The organism is Streptomyces dangxiongensis (assembly GCF_003675325.1).
GTDB classification, from domain to species: Bacteria; Actinomycetota; Actinomycetes; order Streptomycetales; family Streptomycetaceae; genus Streptomyces; species Streptomyces dangxiongensis.
In genome coordinates this window covers 6,929,512-6,953,410 of the sequence record NZ_CP033073.1, presented here as the reverse complement: position 1 = coordinate 6,953,410, position 23,899 = coordinate 6,929,512, and the positions used below count along the sequence as shown (strand labels likewise).

Sequence of the window (23,899 nt, the reverse complement as noted above, 5' to 3'; positions counted from 1 at the left end):
GACAACGTGTTCACGGGGATCGACGAGGTCGACTGGGCCACGCTGCGGCACGCGCACGGCAGCGCGGAGGACATGCCCGGATGGTTACGGGCACTGGCGTCCACGGACGCCGCCGAGCGGGCGGCCGCGCTCGACCGGATGTACGGCGCGGTGCACCACCAGGGCAGGGTGTACGACTCGACGCTGGCCTGCGTCCCCTTCCTGTTCGCGCTCGCCGCCCGCGCGGACGTGCCCGACCGGGGTTGCATCGTGGAACTCCTGGTCAGCATCGGCGGCCTCGGCGGCAGCCACGGGACCGGCGGCGTCAGCGGCGTCGACGGGGCCGGCGGCCTCAGCGGGACCGAGGGCGTCGAAGGCGGCGTCCGCAGCGTCGGAGGCGGCGAGATCGGTGTCAGCGGGGCCGGTGGCAGCCACGGCATCGGTGACATCGACGGGGAGAGCCCGGCCGACGAGGGCCCGGACCGGCGCGCGCGGGAGGCGGTCCGCGCGGGTGCCGCGTCCTTCGCCCGGCTCGCCGCGGACCCGGATCCGGCCGTGCGCCGGACGGCGGCCGGCGCTGTGGTGCGCTTCCTGGACGAGCCGCTCAGGGTCCTGGAGCTGCTGCGGCAACGGCTGCACGACGAACGGGACGACTGTGTCCTGCTCGCCCTCACGGAGGCCCTCGGCCTGTTCGCGCACCGGTACCCCGCGCACGCCGACACCGCGATGGCGCACCTGGCGGATCACAGCGGCCCGTCGTCCTCGCCCGCGCTGCGGCTCGCGGCACTCGGACAGCTCGCGCTCCACGCCCCGGGCCGGCTCCCCGTCGGCCTGGTGCCGACGGTGGTCCGCCTGTTGAGGGAGCGGTCCGCGCGGCGCGTCCTCGCCCGGGAGCACCGCGGCCCGGACACCCTGGTGGGTCGCATACGCCGGCTGCGGCCCTCCGACGAGGAGGGCGCCGTGCTGCTACGCACGCTGCACGGCGCGCTCGGTGACCGGGTGATGGCCCGGCTCGCCCTGCTCGCCGGGCAGTTGACCAGTCCGGACCCGGTGGACCGGTGCAACGCCGTGTGGATGTCTGCGGGGCTGTTCCGCGGCTGGCGCGGCGACCACGGCGGAGTGGTGCGGCTGCTGGGCACCCAGCTCGGCACCGAGGAGGACCGGTTACGGGACGCGGCGGTCTCGGTCCTGGCGGAGTTGTTCGCCCTGGCCGTGCCCGCCGCGGACGACCTGCACGCGCTGGTGGCCACCCGGCCCGACCTGTGGACGCACCGCTGGGAGCGCTGTCCGCCGACGCTGGGCGGCCCGCTCAAGGCCCTGACCAGAGCCGGTGATCCCCGCGCCGTCCCGGCCCTGGCGCAACTCCTGGCCGGCCCGGCGGCGCCCGTGGGCCTCGGCTTCGAAATCGCCCACCTGGGCCGGGCCGCGGCTCCCCTGGCCCCCGCGCTGCGGCACCGGCTCGGCCGCGTCCCGCTCGCCTCCCCCACCGCGGCCCGGCTCGCCGCCCCGCTGCTGACGGCGGTGAGAGCCACCGGTGACACCGACGCGGTCCCGGAACTGCTACGGCTGCTGTCGGACCCGCCCGGCGGCCCGGAAGCGCGGGACGCGGTCGTCGGCCAGGTGATCGGGACGCTGGCGGCCCTGGGTGCCGCCGAGCAGGCGAGGCCGCTGCTCGGCCGACTGCTGGACACTCGGCACGCGGCCGTCGCCGCGGGCGCGCTGTGGTCGGCGGACGGGGACGTGTCCGCCGTACTCCCCGTCCTCGTCCGTGAGTTGACGCAGGCCGATCCGGTCGCCCGGCACCACGCCGTCCGCGCGCTGGGCAGCATGGGGCCGGCCGCCCGAGCCGCCCTGCCCGCACTGCGCCGGCTCGCCCGGTCGGGGCCGGCGCGCGAACGGGTTCCGGCCGCGTGCGCGCTGTGGCACATCACCGCCGAGCCGGGGCCCGTCCGGCCCGTGTTCCGGGCGGCCTGGGCGGAGGACCCCCGCACCCGTGTGCCCGTCGCCCGCTGCCTCACCACGATGGGCTCGGCCGCCGCGCCGCTACGCGACCTGGTCACCTCGGAACTGGACGCCCCGCGTCGCCACATGGCCACCGGTGACGGCGCTTACGGAAGCCAGGACATCCCGGCGGACGAGGAGTTGATACGGCTGTGCCGTGAGGTGCTGGCGAGCCTGTAGGGGCGCACCGGGGCCCACTGCGGCCATGGGGCCACTGCGGCTACGCGGCTACTACGGCCATGGGGCGGCTGCGGCCACCGCGGCCACCGCGGAGCCAACCGGCCGGAACCGGCTGCCTCATCGCACAACCGAAGCATCCCCCGACACCGAACCGGAGTTGTGCCACCGGCCGGGTCAGACCGTGCGTCCCCACTGTGGGCCCAGGCGGGCCCATTCCGTGTCCCAGGCGTCCAGGCGGCGGCGTTCCAGGCGGGCCCGTGCGGCGAGGCCGCCGGCGAGGGGTACGGCGGCGGTGCTCACGCCGACCAGGAGGCCTATCAGCGTGGCCCGGAAGGCGGCCTCGGACGCGGTCGTGGGGCGGCTGACGAGGTGGCCCCGCGGGTCGGTCCAGACGGTGACCGGTGTGCCGGCTCTGATGTCGGGCTCCACCCGCACCTGACCGGTGTGGGCAGAGCCGTCGGCCGCCGTCCAGCGGACCTCGGCCCAGATCCGTTCACCGGCGGAGGCGTGGCTGCCGGAGGGGCGGGACGGCCCCGGGACCCGGGCGGCGACCCGGGCGACAGCGGGGTGCCAGGTGGCGCGCTGGCGGGCGAGTCCGTGCTCCACCGAGCGGGCCGCCGCGAGGCCGGCCGGCACTCCGGCCAGAACGGTCAGCAGCAGGGTGCCGAGCACCACCCAGGCCTCCAGCACGTCGGCCCGGCGTTTGAGCGGGTTGCGCCGCCAGCGCCACAGCCACACCTTCGGACCACGGAACGCCTTCAAGGGCATCCTCCTCACGAGCGCACCGACCGGCCGGACCGCCCTCCCATACGGGAGAGATCGCTCCGTTGCTCACGACGAGCCGTCTCCCCGACGGTCGCACGAGACACCTCTCTCGCGCAGGCGCATGCCGGAACGGACCCGGCCGGTCTTCGCCCCAGGCCGGCGACACGACGGTGACCTGCGATGACACGTCCACCGGGGGAGAGTGTCAGGGGTGGGGTGCACACTGGCCGATATCTGGCGACTACCTGGACAAAGACGTCCCGGAGGTGAGCGGCATGGCCGAGGTACTGCTCGCGGTGGGCACCCGTAAGGGCCTGTTCATCGCGCGGAAGCGGGGCGGTGGTGGCCCCTGGGAGTTCGACGGGAGTCCGTATTTCAACGCGCAGGCGGTGTACTCGGTCGCGATCGACACCCGGGGCCCGCGGCCCCGGCTGCTGGCGGGCGGTGACAGCGCGCACTGGGGCCCGTCGGTGTTCCACTCCGACGACCTGGGCCGCACCTGGACCGAACCGGCGCAGCCGGCCGTCCGGTTCCCCAGGGACACCGGTGCTTCCCTGGAGCGTGTCTGGCAGTTGCACCCGGCCGCCGCCGAGCCCGACGTGGTGTACGCCGGCACGGAACCGGCGGCGCTGTACCGCTCGGCGGACCGCGGTGAGAGCTTCGAGCTGGTCCGGCCGCTGTGGGAGCACCCGACCCGCTCGCGGTGGGTGCCGGGCGGTGGCGGTGAGGGGCTGCACACGGTGCTCACCGACACGCGCGACCCGCGGGCGGTGACCGTGGCGGTGTCGACGGCGGGGGTGTTCCGCACGGCCGACGGCGGGGCGAGCTGGGCCCCGTCCAACTCCGGTGTGTCCGCCGTCTTCCTGCCGGATCCAGACCCGGAGTTCGGCCAGTGCGTGCACAAGGTCGCCAGAGACGCGGGCGACCCGGACCGGTTGTACCTCCAGAACCACTGGGGGGTGTACCGCAGTGACGACGCGGCCGGGCACTGGACCGACATCGGTGAGGGCCTGCCGTCCACGTTCGGTTTCGCGGTCGCGGCGCATCCGAGCCGGTCCGGCACCGCGTACGTCTTCCCGATCAACGCCGACGCCGACCGGGTGCCCGCCGGGCACCGCTGCCGCGTCTTCCGTACCGCGGACGCGGGCGGCACGTGGGAGCCGTTGACCGAGGGGCTGCCGGAGGAGGACCACTACGGCACGGTGCTGCGGGACGCCCTGTGCACGGACGACGCCGACCCGGCGGGGGTGTACTTCGGCAACCGCAACGGCGAGGTGTTCGCGTCGGCCGACGACGGCGACAGCTGGAGACTGCTGGCCGCACACCTGCCGGACGTGCTGTGCGTCCGGGCGGCGGTGGTCGGCTGAGCGGGCGCGCAGTGACGGTGGCCGGCCGAGCGACGGCGCACCGGCGGCGGTGGCCGGCGAGCGGGCGCACGGGGGGGCGATGGTCGGCGAGCGGGCGTATGGGGGACGGTGGTCGGCGAGCGGGCGGGCGGGATCGTGGGTGTCTGCGGGTCGTGCTTCGGCCATCGGTTGATCGTCGGCGGGTGTACCGCAGTAGGGTGACGCCCGTGGCACCACGACCCTTGCACGAAATCGTCGAAGCGGGCTGGGCGAAGGCCCTGGAACCCGTCGCGGGACGGATCGCCGAGATGGGAGACTTCCTGCGCGCGGAGATCGCCGCGGGACGCACCTACCTGCCGGCCGGACCGAACGTCCTGCGGGCCTTCCAGCAACCCTTCGACGAGGTGAGGGTCCTGATCATCGGTCAGGACCCGTACCCCACCCCCGGGCACGCGGTGGGTCTGTCCTTCTCCGTCGCGCCCGAGGTGCGTCCACTGCCGCCGAGCCTGCTCAACATCTTCCGCGAGCTGAACAGCGACCTGGGGCTGCCCCAGCCGTCCACGGGCGACCTCACCCCGTGGACGCAGCAGGGCGTACTGCTGCTCAACAGGGCGCTGACCACCGCGCCCCGGCGGCCCGGGGCGCATCGGGACAAGGGCTGGGAAGCGGTCACCGAGCAGGCGATACGAGCCCTGGCGGCGCGCGGCAAGCCGTTGGTGTCCATCCTGTGGGGCCGCGACGCCCGTAACGTGCGTCCGCTCCTGGGCACTCTGCCGGCGGTCGAGTCCACGCACCCCTCGCCCAGGTCGGCGGACGGCGGGTTCTTCGGCTCGCGCCCGTTCAGCCGGGCCAACGAGCTGCTGATGCAGCAGGGCGGACAGCCGGTGGACTGGCGCCTGCCGTGAGCTCGCCGGGGTTTCTCGCCGTGGACTCCGGCGGTTCCGGCCTCCGGGTCGCCGTCGGTGTCCCGGGGCGGGAGCCCCCGGTCCGCCGGGAGATCGGGGAACCGGTCCGCACGGGTGCGCGGGGCATCGACCCCGCCCACCTCATGGAGCTACTCCTCCCGCCGGCCCGCGCCTTGGCCGCCGAGGCGGGGGTGGGGGAGCTGGGCACGGCCGTCGTAGGCGCCGCCGGCTTCGCCGGCCTGGGCGACGCCCTGCGCGCCGAGCTGCCCGACGCCCTCGCGCGGGAGCTGGGTGTGCGGACCGTGGCGCTCGCCGCGGACGCCGTCACCGCGTACGTCGGCGCCCTCGGACCGCGTCCGGGCGCGGTGCTGGCCGCGGGCACCGGGCTGATCGCGGTCGGTACGGATCTGCGGGGCTGGCGGCGGGCCGACGGCTGGGGGCACCTGCTGGGCGACTGCGGCAGCGGAGCCTGGATCGGACGGGCCGGCCTGGAGGCGGCGCTGCGCGCCCACGACGGCCGGGACGGCGGCTCCCTGCCGCTGCTGGCCGGTGCCGAGCGGCAGTTCGGGCCGGTGCGCGGGCTGCCCGGCCTGCTCTATCCCCGCACCGACCGGCCCGCCGTACTCGCCTCCTTCGCCCCCCGGGTGGCCGCGTGCGCCGGGCACGATCCGGTCGCCGCGGGCATCCTGCGCGCGGCGGCCCGGCACATGGCCGAGTCCGCGGCCGTCGTGTGCCCGGTCGGCGGGACACCCGACGTGGCGCTCACCGGTGGTCTGTTCACGATGGGAGACCCGCTCCTCGTACCACTGCGCGAGGAGTTGGCGCGCAGGCTGCCGCACGCCAGGCGGGTTCCGGCCGAAGGGGACCCGCTGGACGGCTCGGTACGGATCGCCGAGGCGCTGGCGGCGGGCCGGCTCACCCTGCCGACCGAAACAACCATGCTCTGCGTGAGCCGGGATGTGTGAACCGTGCCGTGTGATGTGTGAGCCGTGCTGGGTGACCGCTGGTGTGCGGGGGGGGGCCGCACGACCCTCACCAGCGGTTTGTTCCCGGTCGCGGCCCGTGATGCGCGGAGCGCGCCCCGGATCAGACGTCAACCGTACGTAACTCATCAGACAAAACCGGACGGATACCGCTCACCTGCACCCTCCCCAAACGGCGTAGCCCGATGAGCCAGTAACATTCGGCGCCATGAGCTCCCCCACTGGACCCGCGTCCGGCCTGCCCGTACGAATGCCGCGACCCCGCCAGCCCGGACGCCACCGCCGCCCGGAACCGCTGGTGGCTCCCGAGGGCGCGCCGGCGCTCGTCCTCGCGGTGCCTGGCGTGCCCAGCGCCGCCACGCGCAGCCTCGCCGAGGAGGTCGTGAGCATCGCCCGCTCCGAGCTGCCCGGCCTGGATGCCCGGATCGGGTACCTGGACGGGGACGACTCGGAGTTCACCACGCTCCGCTCCGTGCTGGCTCACGCCGCCGAGGAGCGCACCGCCCGCTACGAGCGGGCCGTCGCCGCCGGTGTCGAGGGAGTCCGGGAGCCGGACGGCCCGGTCGCCGTCGTCGTCCCGCTGCTGGCCGGTCCGGACGGTGCGCTGCTGCGTCACATCCGTCAGGCCGTGATGGACAGCCGGGTCGCCGCCGAGCTGACCGATGTCCTCGGACCGCACCCGCTGCTCGCCGAGGCGCTGCACGTGCGGCTGTCCGAGGCGGGTCTGGCCCGCGCCGACCGCGCCCGGCTGTTCACCGTGGCCACCGCCGCCGACGGCATCATCCTGGCCTCCGTGGGCGGTGAGGAGGCGGTGCAGGCGGCCGGCATCACCGGCATGCTGCTCGCCGCGCGTCTGGCGGTGCCGGTGATGGCCGCGGCGCTGGACCAGGAGGGCTCCATCTCCTCGGTGGCCGAGCAGCTACGTTCCTCGGGTTCGCACCAGCTTGCCCTGGCGCCGTATCTGATCGGCCCGGAGATCGACCCGGCGCTGACGGCAGAGGCGGCCGCGGAGGCGGGCTGCGCCACGGCGGAGGCGCTCGGCGCGTACCCGGCGATCGGCAAGCTGGCGCTCGCCAAGTACACGACGGCGCTGGGCATCGCCCCGCAGCAGGCACAGGGCGCGCCGGTCCGCTGACCCGTCGGCCTCCGTACGGCGAAGGGCCCGCTCCCGTTCCGGAGCGGGCCCTTCGCCGTTCCGGGGCCCGGCAAAGACGTTGCGCCGGGGCCCGCGCCGCTCAGGCGAAGACGACGCAGGAGGCCGCGGCGACCCGCACCGAGCCGTCGTAGCGGGGCAGGCCCGTCGCCTCGTCCACGGTGAACCAGGTCACGTCGCCGGAGCGTTCGTTGGCGGCGTACAGGTAGCCGTCGTGCTCGGCCAGGGCGCGCGGCCAGTGTCCGCCGCAGGGCACCGTGCCGGTCAGCCGGAGGCCGTCGGCCACGACGGCCAGTACCGACAGGACGTCCTCGCCGCGGGTCGCGGTCCACACGAAGCGGCCGTCGGGCGAGACGACGATCCCGGACGGGTAGGCGTCCCCGGCGGGGGCGCCGGGCAGCAGGGGGACCTCGGTGAGCGGCTTCAGGGAGCCGGTCCCGGCGTCCCAGCGGCACACGGTCACGGTGGGAGTCAGCTCGTTGACGACGTAGGCGTGCTCGCCGTCCGGGTGGAAGGCCAGGTGACGTGGGCCGGAGCCCGGGCGCAGGGCGGTCTCGCGGTGCACGGCGGGGGTTCCGTCCGCGAGGATGCACGCGCGGACCGAGTCCGTGCCGAGGTCGACGCTGACGGCCCACCGGCCGCTGGGATCGGCCTGCACCTGGTGGGCGTGCGGGCCGCGCTGGCGCCGTTCGTGCGGTCCGGAGCCGGTGTGCTGGAGCCGGCCGGAGGGCCTGGCGGCGAGGGTGCCGTCGGGGCGCAGCGGCACGGCGGTGACACTGCCGCAACCGTAGTTGGCGGTCAGCACGTGCCCGGCGTACAGGCCGAGGTGGGTGGGGCCGCTGCCGTCCACGGGCACGGGCGGGCCGGCGGGTTCCGGCCGGTCACCGGTGACGCGGTAGGCGGCGACGGCACCCTCGGCCGTCTCGCTGACCGCGTAGAGCGTGCCGCCGTCCGGTGACAGGGCCAGGTAGGACGGGTCGGGTACGTCTTCCGCGGCGGCGACGACGGTGAGGGCGCCGCCGTGCGGTGCCACCTCGGCGGTCACCAGTCCGGGGCCGCCCGCGGCCGTGAACGAGCCGATGAACGCCCGGCGTCTGCCCGGCCTGCCGCCCTGTGCCACCGCTGTCCCCTCTCGGTCGAGCCAGTCCGGGGCCGACGGTAGCAGCCCGGCACTGGCGGTCTAGACCAAGAGGCGGCGGCTGGCCGGTTGTTCACGCGGACGCGGTGCTCGACGGCCTCGGGAGAACATCGACACCGTCGCCGGCACGGGCCCCCCGCGCACACCCTGCCGTACGACGCCCTCCACCGGCGCACGCCAGGGTGCGCCGGCCGGTGTCAGAAGCCGTCCGGCCGTCCGGCCAGGGCCTCCGCTTCCGCCGGCCTCGCTACGAACGGTGTCCGCAGCGGTTCGGCGAGGGCGGCGAGCGCGCGCTCCAGGCCGTGCAGATGGGCCAGGACGGGCTCGGCGGGCGAGTCGGCGGGGCGGTGGAGGGGTTCCCAGCGGCCGGCGGTGAGGGCCTCGACAGCGGTCTCGACGCGCCAGCAGGCGGCGGCGAGACGGGCGTCGTGGGAGGCCTCGGGGTCGGCAGCGACCGCCACCAGGCCCCTGATCTCACGGGCACAGTCGTCGAGCAGTGCCAGGACCCGGCGGGCGCGCGCCTTGCGGGCCGGCATCGGGTTCAGCGGGTGCACCAGCGGGGCCACCGAGAGCCGGACACGGCCGAGCAGCCGCTCCAGTTCGGCCACGCGCGGCGCGGGGTCGGCCGTGGCGGAACCGGCGAGGCGTGCCGCGGCCTCGGCCGTGCAGGCGTGGACGCAGCGCAGGGCCCGCTGGATCCAGGCGTCGGTGGTGGCGTGCGTGGTGACCGGCAGCACGAACAGGACGGCGAGCGCGGCACCGAGTGCGCCGACACCGGTCTCGGCGAGCCGCAGGGCGAGGAGTCCGGGGCTGAGGACGCCGAGCAGGCCGTAGAGGCTCTCGGCGAGCAGCGTCACCCAGAGCATCATCCAGGTGTAGGAGACGGCGGCCGTGTAGAAGATGCCGAAGACGCTGGCCGTGACCAGGGCGGCCGTCGGGACGGGCGCGCCGTGCAGGGGGACGGCGACGAGGAGGCCGAGGCCGATGCCGATCACAGTGCCGAGGACCCGGCGGAAGCCGCGTACCAGCGTCTCGCCGCGCGAGGCGGTGTTGACGAAGATCCACCAGGTGGCGCCGACGGCCCAGTACCAGCGCTGTCCCGACAGGAGCTGGCCGGCGACGAGCGCGAACCCGGCGCCCGCGGTCGCCTGGATCGCCTGCCGCGTGGTCACCCGGGCCAGCCCGGTCGCACCGGGCGGGGCGGGTACGACGGCCGGGGGCAGCCGGCGCTCGTAGCACCACACGCCGAAGCGGACCGCCGCCGCGCTGAGCACGGACAGCAGGACGGCGGCGTACAGCTCGGGCAGCCGGGCCGGTGTGGCGTGCAGGAACTGGGCCACGAAGAAGGTCATGAAGGCGAACACGCCGAGGCTGTGCCCGCGCGGCCCCCAGCGGCGCGCGTACACGCCGGCGCCGACGACGGCGAGGAAGGCCAGGTCACGGGCGACGGGGACGTCGTGCAGCCCGGCCGCCACGGCGAGCACCGGCACGCCCACGGCGGGCAGCAGCGCGGTGGTGACCGCCTGACCGCGCACGGTCGGGTCGGCCACGGTGAACAGGGCGAGCAGCGCGGCGAGGCCGCCGGTGACCGCGCCGGCGAGGGAATGCCCGGCGCCGAAACAGACCACGACGGCCAGTCCGATGCCGAGGACCGCCCGTGCGGCGAAGCGCAACCGCCCACGCCCCGGGTCCGGAGCCACGAACATCCTCTTCAGCACTGCTGCCCTCCCCTGGGAAACACCGGCACGGAAAAGGCGCCGCGGGGATCCGCAGCGCCATCGACACCCCCATGAGAGCATCAGGAAGGTCACTGGCTCAAGTGTTGCCCGATTCACTGGGCCATTGGCCAGTTGCCGAACGGGGAGCGGCGCCCGCCGGAATGCCAACGGTCCAGGTCGGGCGGGTCACGCCCCCTGCGGCGACCTGGACCATTGGTACAGTCGTACGTCATGGCCGTGGACGAACTCGACACCCGCATCCTGCGACTGCTCCTGGAGCAGCCGCGCACCAGCGTGCGCGAGTACGCCCGCATCCTCGGTGTCGCCCGCGGCACGCTCCAGGCCCGGCTGGACCGGATGGAACGCGACGGCGTGATCACCGGTACGGGTCCTTCCCTCTCCCCCGCCGCCCTTGGCCATCCGGTGCTGGCGTTCGTGCACATCGAGGTCACCCAGGGCCACCTGGACGACGTTGGCGACGCGCTGGCCGCCGTACCGGAGATCGTGGAGGCGTTCTCGATCACGGGTGGCGGGGACCTGCTCGCGCGCGTGGTGGGCCGGGACAACGCCCATCTGGAGGACGTGATCCAGAAACTGATCAGTCTTCCCGGCGTGGTGCGCACCCGCACGGAGGTGGCGCTGCGCGAACGCGTTCCCCACCGGCTGCTGCCGCTGGTGGAGTCGGTCGGCCGGACGGCGCGCGCCTGACGGTCGGCATCAATGACTCCCCCGAGGCCACCGGGGCGGTCCTCGGCGGGCGAACGCGTCCAGGCCCGGCGCGGCGCGCTGAACCGGTGCTGCCGGCAGGCGCCGTTGCGGGGCCGGCCCGTCGATTCTCACCGTGCGCGGTGGGCCATGACTGCATAGCGTGACCCCATGAGCACAGTTCAGGCCCGGCCCGCCCCCGACGACCGGCGATGGAAGGCGCTCGGGGTCTGCCTCGCAGCGGGTTTCATCTCGCTCCTCGACACCTCGATCGTGAACGTGGCACTGCCCTCGATGGAACACGGGCTGGGAGCCTCCCAGGCCGCCCAGTCGTGGGTGGTCTCCGGGTACGCCCTCACCTTCGGGCTCGCCCTGGTCCCGGCGGGCCGGCTGGGTGACATGCACGGACGGCGTCGGGCCTTCCTGTTCGGGCTCGCCCTGTTCACGGTGGCCTCGGCGGCGTGCGGGCTGGCGCCCGGCCCCTCCTGGCTGGTGCTGTTCCGGCTGATCCAGGGCACGGCGGCGGGCATGGTCGCGCCGCAGACCTCGGGGCTGATCCAGCAGATGTTCCAGGGCGCCGAGAGGGCCAAGGCCTTCGGACTGCTCGGCAGCGTCATCGGCGTGTCGACGGCGGTGGGTCCCCTGGCGGGCGGCCTGCTGATCGACGCCGTCGGCACCGACGACGGCTGGCGCTGGGTCTTCTTCGTCAATCTGCCGATCGGGGCGGCCGCCTTCGTCGCCGGGCTCCGGCTGCTGCCCCGTTTCGCGGCACCGGCGGGAAAGCGCGAGGAGTTCGACCCGTTCGGCGTACTGCTCCTGGGCGCGGGGGTTCTCGCACTCATGCTGCCCCTGGTGCAGGAGCAGCAGTGGACCGGGCGGGAGAAGTGGGCGCTGATGCCGGTGGCCGTGGTGCTGCTGGGCGCGTTCTGGGTCTGGGAGAGACGGCAGGGGCTGCGCGGGCACGCTCCGCTGGTGGACCTGGCGCTGTTCTCCCTGCGCTCCTTCACCCTCGGCGCCCTGGTCAGCCTCTCGTACTTCGCGGGCTTCACCACGGTCTTCTTCGTCTACACCCTGTATCTCCAGAACAATGTGGGATACAGCGCGCTCGCCGCGGGCCTGAGCGTGCTGCCCTTCGCGGCGGCCTCGGCGGTCGGGGCCGCGATCGGCGGCCGGCTGGTGCTGCGCTTCGGCCGCACGCTGGTCGTGATCGGTCTGAGCGGAGTGGCGCTGGGGCTGCTCGGTGTGGTCGCGGCGGTGGAACTGGTGCCCGGGCGGGGCGTGGGATGGGCGTCCGCGCTGCCGATGCTCATCGGAGGCATCGGCAGCGGCCTGACCGTCTCCCCGAACACCACCCTCACCCTCACCCGCGTCCCGGTCCACCGTGCGGGCGCGGCCGGCGGCGTCCTCCAGACGGGCCAGCGCGTCGGCTCCGCGGCCGGGATCGCCGTGGTGGGCGCGGTGTACTTCGCTCACCTCGCCAACCATGGCAGCGCCGGCACGGCGGTCCAGCTCGGGCTGCTCACCGCCGTGGGGATCATCCTCGTCGCCCTCGTGCTGGCAATCGCCGACCTGCGGGAACGCCATGTGCATCCGGAGCCGGGCAGGACCGGGGAGGCGGTCCGGCGGGGCTCACAGGAGGGCGGGACGGAGGAACGGGTCCGGGGCGCCTCCTGAAACACCCGGGCGGCGCGGCGGAGTGCGGGAAGAGGGTTCGACGCGCGGGCGGGCAACCGGCTCGGTGCGCAAGTACGCAGCCGGCTCGACGAGCGTGCGTGCGGCTCGGTACAGGCGCCTGCCGGGCTCAGGACCTGCGGCGCGGCTTCCCCCGTTTGGCGGCCTTGGCCGGCTTGCCGGCGCCCGTGCGGGCGCGTGCGCCGCCCGCCGGCTTGGCCCGCGCCTTCGCCGCGGGGGTCTGCCGGCTGCCGCCCTGTTCGGACCCCTTGCGCGTCCGGTCGGCCGGAGGGGTCGCCGTCGTACGTCCCCGGGTGCTGTTGACCGTGCGGCCGCGGACGATGCCGATGAAGTCCTCCACCAGGTCGGTGGTGGCGTCCTCCGGCCAGGACAGGGCGACACCTGACTGCGGCGCGTCGGCGACGGGACGGTAGGTCACGTCCCGGCGGTGGTGGAGGCGGGCCAGGGACTGCGGGACGATCAGGAGGCCGACGCCGGCCGCGACCAGCTCGATCGCGTCCGCGGTCGTGGCGGGCCGCTCGAAGGCCGGTTCGCCCGGCGGGGCGTCCCAGTCGAAGAGGTCGTCCAGGGGATGGAAGAGCACCTCGTCGGCGAGGTCGGCCAGGGTCACCTCGTCCACCGCCGTGATCACGTGATCCTTGGGGACGACGACCACGGAGGTCTCGGTGTACAGCGGGATCGCGCTGAAGTACGTACGGTCGACGGGCAGCCGGACCAGCCCCGCGTCGGCCTCGCCCGCGCGCAGTGCCCCGGGCGCCTCGGCGGCCGGAACCTGGACGAGGGTGAGCGGGATGTCGGGCCGGCGCTCGTTCCAGACCTTCACCCACTTGGCGGGCGTCACTCCGGGAACGTAAGCGAGCCGGAACGACGGTGATTCCTCCGAGCCTGTCACCACGCCAGGTTACCGTCCGCCACCGGGCCTCCTCCCCCCTGCCCCCGCCGGCGTGGTCGGGCCTCCCGTACGCGGCCGATACCCTTGACCTCATGAAGTCGCAGCAGAGCACCCAGACGATGAAGCCCGCGACCGCGGCGAAGAAGCTGGGTGTGTACCTCCCCGCCACCCCCGCCTCCTTCCAGGAGGGCGTGGTCTCGCGTGCCGACCTGAACGAGCTCCAGGCCAACCCGCCGGAGTGGCTGCGCGAGCTGCGGAGCAACGGTCCTCACCCGCGTCCGGTGGTCGCCGCCAAGCTGGGCGTGTCCATTGCGGGCCTGGCGCGCGGCGGGGTCACCGAGGCGCTCACCACCGAGCAGATCGAGGCGCTCAAGCAGGAGCAGCCCGAGTGGCTGGAGAAGGAGCGCGCCACCCAGGCCGAGGTCCGCAAGGAGGCCGCGCGGATCAAGAACCTGAAGCAGGAGAAGGAGAGCGGCGCCGAGCGCGGCTGACCCGCTCGCCCGTCCGCGACGCCCTTCGGCTCTGCCGGGGGGCGTCGTCCGTTGCCGGGCGCGTCGCCGACGGCACCGGACGGGCCGCCGTTCCCCCGTGCCGGCGGCCCGTCGGACGCAGTGCGTCCGCAGGCCGGTGTCGCCGGGTTGAAGTCTGCACCCGCCGGGGACCGCGGGGGTATACGTACAAGTGCGTACGCCGGTGGGAGGACGGGCGGCTACGGCAACCGGAGGGGACCACGTGCGGCTGGACAGGGCCTACGAACGCATGGCGACGGTCGCGGTGGCGGCGCTGCACGAACGGGAGCCCGAGCGGCTGTGGCCCCTGCTGACCGGGACGCTCGCGGACCTGTGCGGCGGTGAGGCGGCCATCCACAAACCGGACGACTGGAGCGAGAGCGAGGGCACGATCGGTACGGTGCCCGACGCCGCCGCCGCGGAGCTGGCCCGGCTCGGCGACGCCGACCTCGCTCTGCTGCGCGCCGGCTATCCCTTCGCCCGGCACTACGCGCTCCGGTCCGACCGCACGCCGGTCACCGCGTACCGGGCGGTCGGCGGAACCTGGCCGGACAGTCCGACCGCCCGCCTGCTCGCCGGGGCCCTCGACGTCGACCACGTGCTGGGCGTCCCGCTGCCGGGCAGCGCCGCCCCGATCACCGGCTGCCTGGTCTACCGCGCCGGAACGGACTTCACGGACGACCACCTGATGATGGCCGAGCGGGCGCAGCCGCTGCTGGCCGCCGTCGAGCGGCAGCGGCAGTTGCTCCAGGAATGGCGGCGGGCGCTCGGTGCGGCCGGGGCGCCGGACCAGCGCGCGGCGGACTGCGCGCTGACCCCGCGCGAGACGTCCGTCCTGCTGCTGCTCACCGACGCGCTGAAGGCCGACGCCATCGGCCGTCGCCTCGGCATCTCGGTGCGCACGGTGCACAAGCACGTCGAGAACATCTACCGGAAGCTCGGCACCCGCGACCGCGTCGGCACCGTGCTGCGCGCCCAGCGACTCGGCCTGGTGCCGGCGCCCCGGCCACCCGCGTCCGCCCGAACCCGCTCCACGTGACACCCGGGGCGGGGTGGCGGCGCGCGGGGTGGCGCCGGGAAGGAGCCGGTCGGGTCAGCCGAGGAAGCTCAGCCGTACCCGGCGGTCGGGATTGTCCTTGTTGGTGTCCACCAGGCACACCGACTGCCAGGTGCCCAGTTCCAGACGCCCGCCGATCACCGGGAGGGTCGCGTGCGGCGGGACGATGGCCGGCATGACGTGGTCGCGGCCGTGGCCGGGGCTGCCGTGCCGGTGCTGCCACCGGTCGTCGGCGGGGAGCAGGGTGTGCAGGGCCGCGAGGAGGTCGTCGTCGCTTCCGGAGCCCGTCTCCATGACGGCGATTCCGGCGGTGGCGTGCGGGACGAAGATGTTGAGCAGACCGTCGCGGCCGGCGGCGGCCTCTCGCAGGAACTCCTCGCAGTCGGCGGTGAGGTCGACGACGCGTTCCCGGGAACCGGTGGAGACGTTCAGCATGCGCGTGGTGAAAGCATCGGACATGCCCCCATCCTGACCCATGCGCCGGTTTCCACACGCCGTGGCGGCCTCGAGTTCAGGTGTCACCGAAGCCGCCTGACCGGATCACCGGCCTGCACCCGGCCGACGCGCTCGCCGCGTTCGCCTCCGGCACGGTCGAGGCGTGGGTGGTCCGGGTGAGCCGGTGCCGGGCCGGGCCGGGCCGGGAAGATCCGTGTGTGCCGGCCCGTTGAGGGAGGCGTGAACGCAACGCGCGAGGTCGAGGTCGTCGTCGCAGGTGCCGGTCAGGCGGGTCTGGCCGGCGCCTATCATCTGCGCCGCGGCGGTTTCGAGCCGGACCGCGACTTCGTCGTCCTCGACCGCTCCCCCCGGCCGGGCGGTGCCTGGCAGTACCGGTGGCCGTCCCTGACGTACGGCAAGGTCCACGGGATGCACGCGCTGCCCGGCATGGAGCTGACGGACGCCGACCCGGCGCGGCCCTCGGCGGAGGTGATCGGGGAGTACTTCGGCCGGTACGAGCGGGCGTTCGACCTCCGGGTGCGGCGCCCCGTCGACGTACGCGCCGTACGCGAGGGCGACGGAGGACGGCTGCTGGTGGAGACCTCGGACGGCGTCTGGTCGACGCGGGCGCTGATCAACGCGACCGGCACCTGGAGCCGTCCGTTCCGGCCGCGCTACCCCGGCCAGGAGGACTTCCGCGGGCGGCAGTTGCACACCGCGCAGTACGCCGGACCCGAGGAGTTCGCCGGGCGGCGGGTCGTGGTCGTGGGCGGCGGGGCCTCGGGCACCCAGCATCTGCTGGAGATCGCCCCGTACGCCGCCGCGACCACCTGGGTGACCCGACGGCCCCCGGTGTTCCGGGAGGGGCCGTTCGATCAGGAGGCGGGTCGCGCGGCGGTCGCGCTGGTGGAGGAGCGGGTGCGCCGGGGGCTGCCCCCGCGCAGCGTGGTCTCCGTCACCGGACTGCCCCTGACCGACGCCGTCCAGCAGGGCCTGGCCGACGGCGTGCTGGCGCGGCAGCCGATGTTCGACCGGATCACCCCCGACGGCGTGGAGTGGCGGGACGGCCGGCACGTGGCCGCCGACGTCATCCTGTGGGCGACCGGTTTCCGGGCCGCGCTCGACCATCTCACTCCGCTGCGACTGCGTGAGCCGGGCGGCGGCATCCGCGTCGAGGGCACCCGGGTGGTCGCCGACCCGCGGATCCATCTGACCGGTTACGGCCCCTCGGCGAGCACCGTCGGCGCCAACCGCGCCGGGCGCGCGGCCGTCCGGGACATCAGGGGGCTGCTGGCCGGGGAGCCGGTCGCCGCGTGACCTCCCGCCGGCTCAGCGGACCGGGGGCTGCGCGGAGGCCGGGGACTGCTGCGGGCTGCCGCTGGGCGGTTGTGCCGTCCCCACGCGCCGGTGCAGGGCGTTGAACTCCGCCACGTTGCTCAGGTGTGCGGCGTAGTCCGCGGTGAAGCGGGTGTCCCCGGGCTTGACGGTGACGAAGTACAGCCAGTCGCCCGGTGTCGGGTTGAGCACGGCGCGCATCGCGTCGTCGCCGGGGTTGTCGATCGGTGTCGGCGGCAGGCCCATGCGCTGGTAGGAGTTGTAGGGGCTCTCGATCCGGAGGTCGTCCTGGCTGGTGCGCAGGGTGCTGCGGTTCAGCGCGTAGTTGAGGGTGGAGTCCATCTGGAGCGGCATCCCGCGGTTCAGCCGGTTGAGGACGACCCGGGCCACCTTGCCCATGTCCTCCTTCGTCGCGGCCTCGGCCTGGACGATGCTGGCGATGGTGACGGCCTGGTAGACGTTCATCGCGCTGCGCTGGGCTCCGGCCGCGACCGGTGCGCCGTCGTACTTCTTGTTCGCGGTGTCGACCATGAGCTGCATCAGGGATTGGGGCGTCGCCCCTTTCCGGATGGGATACGTCGCCGGGAAGAGATATCCCTCGGGGTTGCCCTCGGCCTCGCCCGGCAGTTTCAGGGCGGCCTTGCCGAGGGACTTGCGGGTGCTTCCCGGCGGCAGTTCGAGTGCCTTGTCGACCGCGTCGTAGACCTGGTTGGCGCGCCAGCCCTCCGGGATGACGAGCGTGGCCGGCTTCGCCTCCTCGTGGTAGCTCACCAGTGTCAGCAGCGGCACCGCCACGGCGGTGCCGGCGACGACGGCGCCGGCCACGACGAGGGCGAGTCTGCCCCGGCGTGTCAGTCGGATCGTGCTCCGTGGCGGAGTCTTCGTGCGCATGCGGGCACGGTAGTACGCATATCGTCACAAACCTGGCATCTGTTCAGCTTGTCGGTTGCAGTTGCGCGTCCCGGCGCACCAGGGCCGCGTACCGGCCGTCCAGTTCCAGCAGTTCCTCGTGCGTGCCGCGTTCGGCGACCCGCCCCGAGTCCAGCACCACGATCTGGTCGGCACCGCGCACCGTCGACAGGCGGTGGGCGATGGTGATCGTCGTCCGGTCGGCCGAGAGCGCGTCGATGGCTTGCTGTACGGCGGCCTCCGTGCGGGTGTCCAGTGCGCTGGTCGCCTCGTCGAGTATGAGGACCGGCGGGTCGCGCAGGATGGTGCGGGCTATCGCGAGGCGCTGCTTCTCACCGCCGGAGAAGCGGTGGCCGCGTTCGCCGACGATCGTGTCGTAGCCGTCGGGCAGCGCGGCTATGTGGTCGTGGATCTGTGCCGCCCTCGCCGCCGCGTACAGCTCCTCGTCGTCGGCGTCCGGCTTGGCGAAGCGGAGGTTGTCGGCGACGGAGGCGTGGAAGAGGTACGTCTCCTGCGAGACGACGCCGACCGCGCGGGCGAGGGTGTCGAAGTCCAGGTCGCGGACGTCGACGCCGTCCACGGTGACGCGGCCACCGGTGACGTCGTACAGGCGGGGGACCAGACAGCCGAGCGTGGACTTGCCTGCGCCGGTCGGGCCGACGACGGCGAGGCTGCCGCCGGCGGGGACGGTGACGTCGACGCCGTCGAGGACGGGGCCGCCCTTGCCGTCATAGTGGAACTCGACCTTTTCGAAGCGGACTTCGCCCTTGATCCGGTCCAGCCGGACGGGCCGCTCGCGTTCGGTGATGTCGATGGGCAGGTCCAGGTACTCGAAGATGCGCTGGAAGAGCGCGAGCGAGGTCTGGATCTGGACGCCGGTCGCGAGCAGGCTCACGGCCGGGCGGAACAGGCCCTGCTGGAGCGAGACGAAGGCGACGATGGTGCCGAGGGTCACCTCGGGGCCGCCGAACCGGAGGGCGAGGCCCGCGGTCCAGTAGATGACGGCGGGCATCGCGGCCATGACGACGGTGATCACGGCCATGCGCCAACGGCCGGCCATGTTCGACCGCACTTCCAGGTCGACGAGGCACTCGGACTCCTCCGCGAAGGACGCGGTGAGCGAGTCGGAACGGCCCATGGTGCGGCCGAGGAGGATGCCGCTGACCGAGAGCGACTCCGTGACCGTGGCCGCCATCGCGGCCATCTGTTTCTGCCGCTGGGTGGTGATTCTCTTGCGTTCGTTGCCGACCCGGCGGCTGATCCAGACGAACGCCGGGAGCAGGAGCAGGGAGACGGTTGTCAGCCGCCAGTCCAGGGCGGTCATCGCGACGATCGTGGCGACCACGCTGGTGACGTTGGAGACCAGGGAGGTGGCGGTGGAGGTGACGGTGGCCTGCATGCCGCCGATGTCATTGGCGATGCGGGACTGCACCTCGCCGGTGCGGGTGCGGGTGAAGAAGGCCAGCGACATGCGTTGCAGCCGGCCGTAGACGGCGGTGCGCAGGTCGTGCATGACCCGCTGGCCCACCGTGGTGGAGATGAGCGTCTGGAGCACACCGAAGACGCTGGACAGGACGGCGCTGAGGATCATGCCGAGCGCGAGCAGGCTCAGCAGTCCGGTGCGGCCCTCGGGGATCGCGACGTCGAGGGTCTCCCTGAGCAGGAAGGGGGTGGCCACCGACGCCAGTGACGAGGCGCCGACGAGCAGGCCGACGATCAGGAGGCGCCCGCGATAGGGGCGGAAGAGCTTCAGGATGCGGCGCACCTGCCGGGGCTGTTCGCCGGCGTCGGCAGGTGGGGTCCAGGAGGGTTCACGGTCGGGGTGCATGGGCTCCTACGGAGGTGAGCGGGCGCCGGTCAGGGGTCGGCCGGCGATGTCTGATGGATCGTAGCTCATTGTTACCTATACTCACAATGAACGGCGTCCTGATATTGTTCCCGCATGACCACCCCCGATCCCGACGGCCTGCTCGCCGAGCAGTTGCTACGGCTCACCCGCCGGGTGCACCGCATCCAGAAACGTCATCTGGAACAGCATGACCTGGGCATCACCCCGGCGCAGTCCCGGTTGCTGCGCACCCTGGCGCACTACGCCTCACCTCCACGCATGGCCGATCTCGCCGAGCGCCTGGAGGTCGTGCCCCGCGCGGTGACGACGCTGGTCGACGGGTTGGAGGCGAGCGGCCGGGTGCGGCGGGTGCCGGATCCGGCGAACCGGCGCGTGACCCGGATCGAGCTGACGGACGAGGGTCGCAGCACCCTGGGTGAGCTGCGTGCCGCACGCCGCTCGGCGGCGGCGGAGATGCTCGCCCCCCTCACCGAGAAGGAGCGCCAGGTGCTCGGGGTACTGCTCGACACACTGGTCGACGGGGACGCCCAGCAGTCCTGCTGACCACCCGTGACCCCACCCCGGGAGACGGGGCGGGGCCGCCGGCAGCGACCTCGGCGAGGCCTGTCACCTCCGCGCCGCACGTCTCAGCAGCGGCTGCGGTCCTGCGTCAGCACGCCCTGGACCGCGGTCAGGGAACGGTCGTGGCAGCCGTCCGGGCCGAGGAGGCGGTAGCGCTCCGTCGACGTGCCGATCGCGTGCCGCTGGTCGCGCGGGACGTCGGTCGTGTACGCGGCGTCGCCGCTGTAGGTGTCGTCGAGCCGCCACCACCCGATGCGCCGGCCGCCTTCGCGGACCGTCGCCGAGGCCCGGTCACCGAGGGTCAGCACGGTACGAAGCCGGCCGTCCGCGCCCAGGGTCGTGGCGCCGTTCATGGTGTACGTCCGGTGCGTGTGCGCGGTCCGCACTGTTCCGTGTCCGGGCCCGTGCCCCGCACCGCGTCCGTGTCCGGCACCGCGTCCTTGTCCGGACCCCGGCCCGGAGCGGAACCCGGACCCGGACCCGGACCCGGACCCGCCGACGGTGACGGTGACGGTCTCGTCGTCGGTCCAGGTCGCGTCGAGGCCGTCCGTGGTCTCGTCGTCGGTCCAACGGTGGACGGAGTTGTCGGCGAGCGTCCGGGTGACGGTGGTGGTCACGCGGCCGTGCGAGGTGTCGAGGTAGCCGGAGACGGCGAGCCGGTGCCCGGCCTCGGTGCGCACCCGGTTCTGCGGACCCGGCGTGTGGACGGAGGAGTTGGTGAGACCGGTCGCCCTGTCCGTGGTGAGCGCGCCGCTGAGCCGGGCGCGCCGCGCGTCCTGCCAGACCAGTACGTTCACGGGCGTACTCCAGCCCGACCGGCCCGCGGGCACGCCCACGACGGAGACCTCGACGCGGTGCGGGCGGCCGTCGTCGAGCAGGCCGGCGAAGGGCGTGAGGTCGTACTCGATCGGCCGCACGTCGAAGGCGCGTGGCGCCGGGAGCACATACCACAGGAAGGGATTGGACCAGCCCCCGGTCCACACGTTCGGGTAGGGCGCGGCGATCCCGGCGAGCCGGCCGTCGACCGTTATCTGCACTTCGCGGTACGGGCCCTGGTCGGCCTTGCAGGAGTACGACGCCGGGTCGGCCACGGTCAGGTACCAGAACTCCTCGCAGCCGCCGCCCGACCCGGTCGCGTAGACCTCGGCGACGATGCGTTCGCTGTTGCGCGGCGTGGTGAGGGTCGTGCCGTCGGAGGTGTCGGCGAGGGTGAGGACACGGTCCGGGGCCGGGGCCGCCGGGCGGCCCGCGTAGAAGGTCAGAGTGACGTGTACGTCGATGACACCGGTGTACATGTCGTCCACGACGTTGCCGATCAGCATCTCGACATCGCGAGCGCGGCGGAAGGTGTCGCTGTAGTGGGTGACGTCCTTCTCCACGTGCCACTCGATGCCGTCGGGCGAGGGCTCCGGGGTGGAGGTGCGCAGCACCTCCACCCCGCCGACGCGCAGATAGCCGAGACGGTCGTACTGACGGCCCTTCACCTTGCCGTCGAGGCGCAGGACGACCTTGCTCCAGCGGTCGCCGCAGCCGTCGGGGGGTGCGTACGCGCCCCGGTAGGGGGTGAAGTCACGGAACCGGACATCGGCGAGAGTCACCTGGCAGGACGGGGTGTGCGGCCGGCCGACGGGCGGGGCCGCGGTCACCGGGTCGTGCCAGTCGGTGCCGAACTCGGCGGGTACGTCGGCGGCCCGGGCGGCCGGGGTTCCCGCGCCGACGAGCGTGCTCGCCAGCAGGGTCGCCCCGGCGAGCATGGACATGACTATCCGTCTTCTCATGGCCGGTGTTCTACGGGCCCGGGGCGGCACCCGCAATGACGCCTCGGGCAGACCGGCGCGATGAGGACGGCCCCCCTGACCGCCGCACGAGTGTCACTTGACGGACATTCAGCAATATAAGCTGATCTTCCTGTCATAGTGCCGTCATGGAGATCATGACCGCCGCCAGTCCAGCGGGGCACACGGCTGCGAGCCCGTCCCTCCGGCGCCGCGACGTCCACGAACTCCGCCGGTGAAGGCGCCGCCCACGCACCCGGCCCCCCGGCGTCCGCGTCGTCGTCAGGTCCTCCGCGCACGTCGAAGGGCGCTCGCCCTCGCCCTCACCGGAGCCGTCGCACTCACCGTGGCGATCGCACTGACCGGATCCCTCGCCCTCCCCGGATCCTCGGCGCCCCCCGGTGGCGGCCTCTTCACCGACGGAGACCGGCACGCGGGCCACGGCACTCCCGCCCCCGGCGCCTCGGCGGGCCCGGTCCCCTCCCCCGGCGCGCCGGGCATCGGCGACCCACTGATGCCGCTGGCCGGCAACGGCGGTTACACCGTCCGCCGTTACACGCTCGACTTCGACTGGCGGGCGCCGCGGACACCGTTCGAGGCAGGCGCCACCATCAGCGCCACCGCCACCCAGGCGCTGTCCCGCTTCGACCTGGACTTCGCGGGCAACACGCTGCATCACGTCACCGTCAACGGCGCGCGGGCCACCGCCGAACGCAGGGCCGACGAACTCGTCATCACGCCCGCGAAGCCGCTCCCCCGCGGCAGCGCGTTCACCGTCCGCGTCACCTACACCGCCGATCCGGCCCGCAGCCGGCACCGCGACGACGCCATCCAGGACTACGGCTGGGTTCCCACGCCCGACGGCACCCTGCTCTGCGCACAGCCCGACGGCGCCAGGATGATCTTCCCCTCGAACGACCACCCGAGCCTGCGGGCACCGGTCACCTTCCGGATCACCACCCCCGCGGGGCTGACCGCGGTGGCCAACGGCCGGCTCGTCGGCACCGTCCGGCGGTCCGACGGCCGCGTCCGACGGACCTACGACTCCGAACAGCCGATCGCCGCACAACTGGTCCAGATGGCGATCGGGAGGTTCACGCTCGTCGACAGCAGCGGCCCGCACGGACTGCCCCTCCGGGACGTTGTCCCCGACACCCTGGTCACGGACACCGAGGCCCACCGCGCGCTCACTCCGGAACACCTGGCGTGGCTGGAACGGCGCCTCGGCCCGTACCCGTTCCGCCGCTACGGCGTGCTGGTCGGGGACACCGACCTGCCCGTGGCCCTGGAGACACAGTCGCTGTCCGTCCTGCCGAAGGACGACCTGCTGGGTGACCGGGTCGACGCCGAACGCAATCTCGTCCACGAGCTGACGCACCACTGGACGGGAGACAGCGTCGCCATCCGGCGCTGGTCCGACCTGTGGCTCAGCGAGGGACACGCCCGCTTCTACGAACGTCTGTACTCCGACGAGCACGGCGGCGTGAGCCTGGAGTCCGCGATGCGGGCGGCCTACGAACAGCACGACCAGTGGCGGCACGACGACGGCGCGCCGGCCGAGCCCACCGAGGCGACACTCTTCAAGGTCATGCGGTACGACGGCTCGGCGCTGGTGCTGTTCGCACTGCGGGAGAAGGTCGGCGCGCAGCCCTTCGGCAGGATCGAGCGGGCCTGGGTGACCGAGTACCGGGGTCGCGCGGCCGGCACCCGGGACTTCATCGCGCTCGCGTCCCGGATCGCGGGCGAGGACCTGCATCCCTTCCTGACCCCGTGGCTGTACGGAGCGCACACCCCGCCCATGCCCGGCCACCCCGACTGGCAGGTGGATCCGGTCGAGGACTGAAGCCCGCCCGCGGTCGCGCGTGGTGCCCCGGGAGGCGCAGTCACTGCCGCCGACCGGGTGGCCTCTGCCTGGCCGCTGGTCCACCCCGGTGACGCTCGCCACGACGCGGCGCGCCGGGCACGGAAACCTACGAGGGGTGGTGTGACGGCAGGGCAACACCTTTGTCCTG

Annotated in this window: 19 protein-coding genes and 2 pseudogenes; 12 read left to right on the top strand and 9 right to left on the bottom strand. The window is 73.8% G+C overall.

The window, feature by feature from the left end:
- Positions 1–6: 6 nt before the first annotated feature.
- Complete coding sequence (locus D9753_RS31445) at positions 7–2,160, top strand: HEAT repeat domain-containing protein (protein ID WP_121790076.1); 2,154 nt, start codon at positions 7–9, stop codon at positions 2,158–2,160.
- Between the two features lie 174 nt (positions 2,161–2,334).
- On the opposite strand, the gene D9753_RS31440 is transcribed toward D9753_RS31445, so the two are convergent.
- Positions 2,335–2,928 (bottom strand): Rv1733c family protein, encoded by a 594-nt coding sequence (locus tag D9753_RS31440; RefSeq protein WP_205614312.1) that lies wholly within the window; start codon positions 2,926–2,928, stop codon positions 2,335–2,337.
- A 272-nt stretch (positions 2,929–3,200) separates the two neighbouring features.
- On the opposite strand from D9753_RS31440, the gene D9753_RS31435 reads away from it, so the two are divergent.
- From D9753_RS31435 to D9753_RS31420, 4 genes are all read left to right on the top strand, one after another.
- Positions 3,201–4,292, top strand: coding sequence for a WD40/YVTN/BNR-like repeat-containing protein (locus D9753_RS31435; RefSeq protein WP_163010843.1), 1,092 nt, complete (start codon positions 3,201–3,203; stop codon positions 4,290–4,292).
- A gap of 206 nt (positions 4,293–4,498) precedes the next feature.
- Positions 4,499–5,176 (top strand): uracil-DNA glycosylase, encoded by a 678-nt coding sequence (locus D9753_RS31430; protein WP_121790074.1) that lies wholly within the window; start codon positions 4,499–4,501, stop codon positions 5,174–5,176.
- Complete coding sequence (locus tag D9753_RS31425) at positions 5,173–6,141, top strand: N-acetylglucosamine kinase (RefSeq protein WP_121790073.1); 969 nt, start codon at positions 5,173–5,175, stop codon at positions 6,139–6,141. Before D9753_RS31430 ends, D9753_RS31425 begins: the two co-directional genes overlap by 4 nt.
- 226 nt (positions 6,142–6,367) lie before the next feature.
- Entirely contained in the window at positions 6,368–7,294 is a 927-nt protein-coding gene (locus D9753_RS31420; RefSeq protein WP_121790072.1) for a sirohydrochlorin chelatase, read from the top strand.
- 100 nt (positions 7,295–7,394) lie between these two features.
- Here D9753_RS31420 and D9753_RS31415 read toward each other — a convergent pair whose 3' ends face one another.
- Positions 7,395–8,432 (bottom strand): lactonase family protein, encoded by a 1,038-nt coding sequence (locus tag D9753_RS31415; protein WP_121790071.1) that lies wholly within the window; start codon positions 8,430–8,432, stop codon positions 7,395–7,397.
- A gap of 215 nt (positions 8,433–8,647) precedes the next feature.
- Entirely contained in the window at positions 8,648–10,168 is a 1,521-nt protein-coding gene (locus D9753_RS31410) for an FUSC family protein (protein ID WP_121790070.1), read from the bottom strand.
- 231 nt (positions 10,169–10,399) lie between these two features.
- On the opposite strand from D9753_RS31410, the gene D9753_RS31405 reads away from it, so the two are divergent.
- A complete protein-coding gene (locus D9753_RS31405; RefSeq protein WP_121790069.1) occupies positions 10,400–10,876 on the top strand; it encodes an Lrp/AsnC family transcriptional regulator in 477 nt (158 codons plus the stop codon).
- A gap of 168 nt (positions 10,877–11,044) precedes the next feature.
- A complete protein-coding gene (locus D9753_RS31400; protein WP_121790068.1) occupies positions 11,045–12,547 on the top strand; it encodes an MFS transporter in 1,503 nt (500 codons plus the stop codon).
- Between the two features lie 127 nt (positions 12,548–12,674).
- On the opposite strand, the gene D9753_RS31395 is transcribed toward D9753_RS31400, so the two are convergent.
- Positions 12,675–13,457, bottom strand: a complete 783-nt coding sequence (locus tag D9753_RS31395) for a LysR family substrate-binding domain-containing protein (protein WP_121791384.1) — start codon at positions 13,455–13,457, stop codon at positions 12,675–12,677.
- 92 nt (positions 13,458–13,549) lie between these two features.
- Between D9753_RS31395 and D9753_RS31390 the strand changes: the two genes are divergently transcribed.
- On the top strand, positions 13,550–13,948 hold the full coding sequence (locus D9753_RS31390) for a DUF5997 family protein (protein ID WP_121790067.1): 399 nt from the start codon (positions 13,550–13,552) through the stop codon (positions 13,946–13,948).
- A 241-nt stretch (positions 13,949–14,189) separates the two neighbouring features.
- Positions 14,190–15,005 carry a helix-turn-helix transcriptional regulator gene (locus tag D9753_RS31385; RefSeq protein WP_121790066.1) on the top strand — a complete coding sequence of 272 codons (816 nt, stop codon included), beginning with the start codon at positions 14,190–14,192 and terminating at the stop codon, positions 15,003–15,005.
- Between the two features lie 54 nt (positions 15,006–15,059).
- Here D9753_RS31385 and D9753_RS31380 read toward each other — a convergent pair whose 3' ends face one another.
- A complete protein-coding gene (locus tag D9753_RS31380) occupies positions 15,060–15,482 on the bottom strand; it encodes a secondary thiamine-phosphate synthase enzyme YjbQ (RefSeq protein WP_121790065.1) in 423 nt (140 codons plus the stop codon).
- A gap of 216 nt (positions 15,483–15,698) precedes the next feature.
- Here D9753_RS31380 and D9753_RS31375 point away from each other — a divergent pair, with 216 nt between their 5' ends.
- A complete protein-coding gene (locus D9753_RS31375; RefSeq protein ID WP_121790064.1) occupies positions 15,699–16,775 on the top strand; it encodes an NAD(P)-binding domain-containing protein in 1,077 nt (358 codons plus the stop codon).
- A 12-nt stretch (positions 16,776–16,787) separates the two neighbouring features.
- Here D9753_RS31375 and mltG read toward each other — a convergent pair whose 3' ends face one another.
- Together mltG and D9753_RS31365 are read right to left on the bottom strand one after the other, a co-directional pair.
- Positions 16,788–17,684, bottom strand: coding sequence for an endolytic transglycosylase MltG (gene mltG / locus D9753_RS31370; protein WP_121790063.1), 897 nt, complete (start codon positions 17,682–17,684; stop codon positions 16,788–16,790).
- 43 nt (positions 17,685–17,727) lie between these two features.
- Entirely contained in the window at positions 17,728–19,530 is a 1,803-nt protein-coding gene (locus D9753_RS31365) for an ABC transporter ATP-binding protein (RefSeq protein ID WP_121790062.1), read from the bottom strand.
- Between the two features lie 114 nt (positions 19,531–19,644).
- Between D9753_RS31365 and D9753_RS31360 the strand changes: the two genes are divergently transcribed.
- Positions 19,645–20,094 carry a MarR family winged helix-turn-helix transcriptional regulator gene (locus D9753_RS31360; RefSeq protein ID WP_121790061.1) on the top strand — a complete coding sequence of 150 codons (450 nt, stop codon included), beginning with the start codon at positions 19,645–19,647 and terminating at the stop codon, positions 20,092–20,094.
- Between the two features lie 83 nt (positions 20,095–20,177).
- Here D9753_RS31360 and D9753_RS39500 read toward each other — a convergent pair.
- Together D9753_RS39500 and D9753_RS31355 are read right to left on the bottom strand one after the other, a co-directional pair.
- A pseudogene (locus tag D9753_RS39500) lies at positions 20,178–20,513 on the bottom strand (peptide-N4-asparagine amidase); the annotation flags it as partial.
- 102 nt (positions 20,514–20,615) lie between these two features.
- Positions 20,616–21,890, bottom strand: a pseudogene (locus D9753_RS31355) (peptide-N4-asparagine amidase); the annotation flags it as partial.
- Between the two features lie 343 nt (positions 21,891–22,233).
- Here D9753_RS31355 and D9753_RS31350 point away from each other — a divergent pair.
- Entirely contained in the window at positions 22,234–23,730 is a 1,497-nt protein-coding gene (locus tag D9753_RS31350) for a M1 family metallopeptidase (RefSeq protein WP_240468334.1), read from the top strand.
- The last annotated feature ends 169 nt before the right edge of the window (positions 23,731–23,899 follow it).

Excerpts from the sequence above, each read along its gene's own strand:
- D9753_RS31440 (WP_205614312.1), bottom strand. The coding sequence starts at position 2,928 with ATGCCCTTGAAGGCGTTCCGTGGTCCGAAGGTGTGGCTGTGGCGCTGG.
- D9753_RS31435 (WP_163010843.1), top strand. The coding sequence starts at position 3,201 with ATGGCCGAGGTACTGCTCGCGGTGGGCACCCGTAAGGGCCTGTTCATC.
- D9753_RS31420 (WP_121790072.1), top strand. The coding sequence starts at position 6,368 with ATGAGCTCCCCCACTGGACCCGCGTCCGGCCTGCCCGTACGAATGCCG.
- D9753_RS31405 (WP_121790069.1), top strand. The coding sequence starts at position 10,400 with ATGGCCGTGGACGAACTCGACACCCGCATCCTGCGACTGCTCCTGGAG.
- D9753_RS31400 (WP_121790068.1), top strand. The coding sequence starts at position 11,045 with ATGAGCACAGTTCAGGCCCGGCCCGCCCCCGACGACCGGCGATGGAAG.
- D9753_RS31390 (WP_121790067.1), top strand. The coding sequence starts at position 13,550 with ATGAAGTCGCAGCAGAGCACCCAGACGATGAAGCCCGCGACCGCGGCG.
- D9753_RS31380 (WP_121790065.1), bottom strand. The coding sequence starts at position 15,482 with ATGTCCGATGCTTTCACCACGCGCATGCTGAACGTCTCCACCGGTTCC.
- mltG (WP_121790063.1), bottom strand. The coding sequence starts at position 17,684 with ATGCGCACGAAGACTCCGCCACGGAGCACGATCCGACTGACACGCCGG.
- D9753_RS31365 (WP_121790062.1), bottom strand. The coding sequence starts at position 19,530 with ATGCACCCCGACCGTGAACCCTCCTGGACCCCACCTGCCGACGCCGGC.
- D9753_RS31360 (WP_121790061.1), top strand. The coding sequence starts at position 19,645 with ATGACCACCCCCGATCCCGACGGCCTGCTCGCCGAGCAGTTGCTACGG.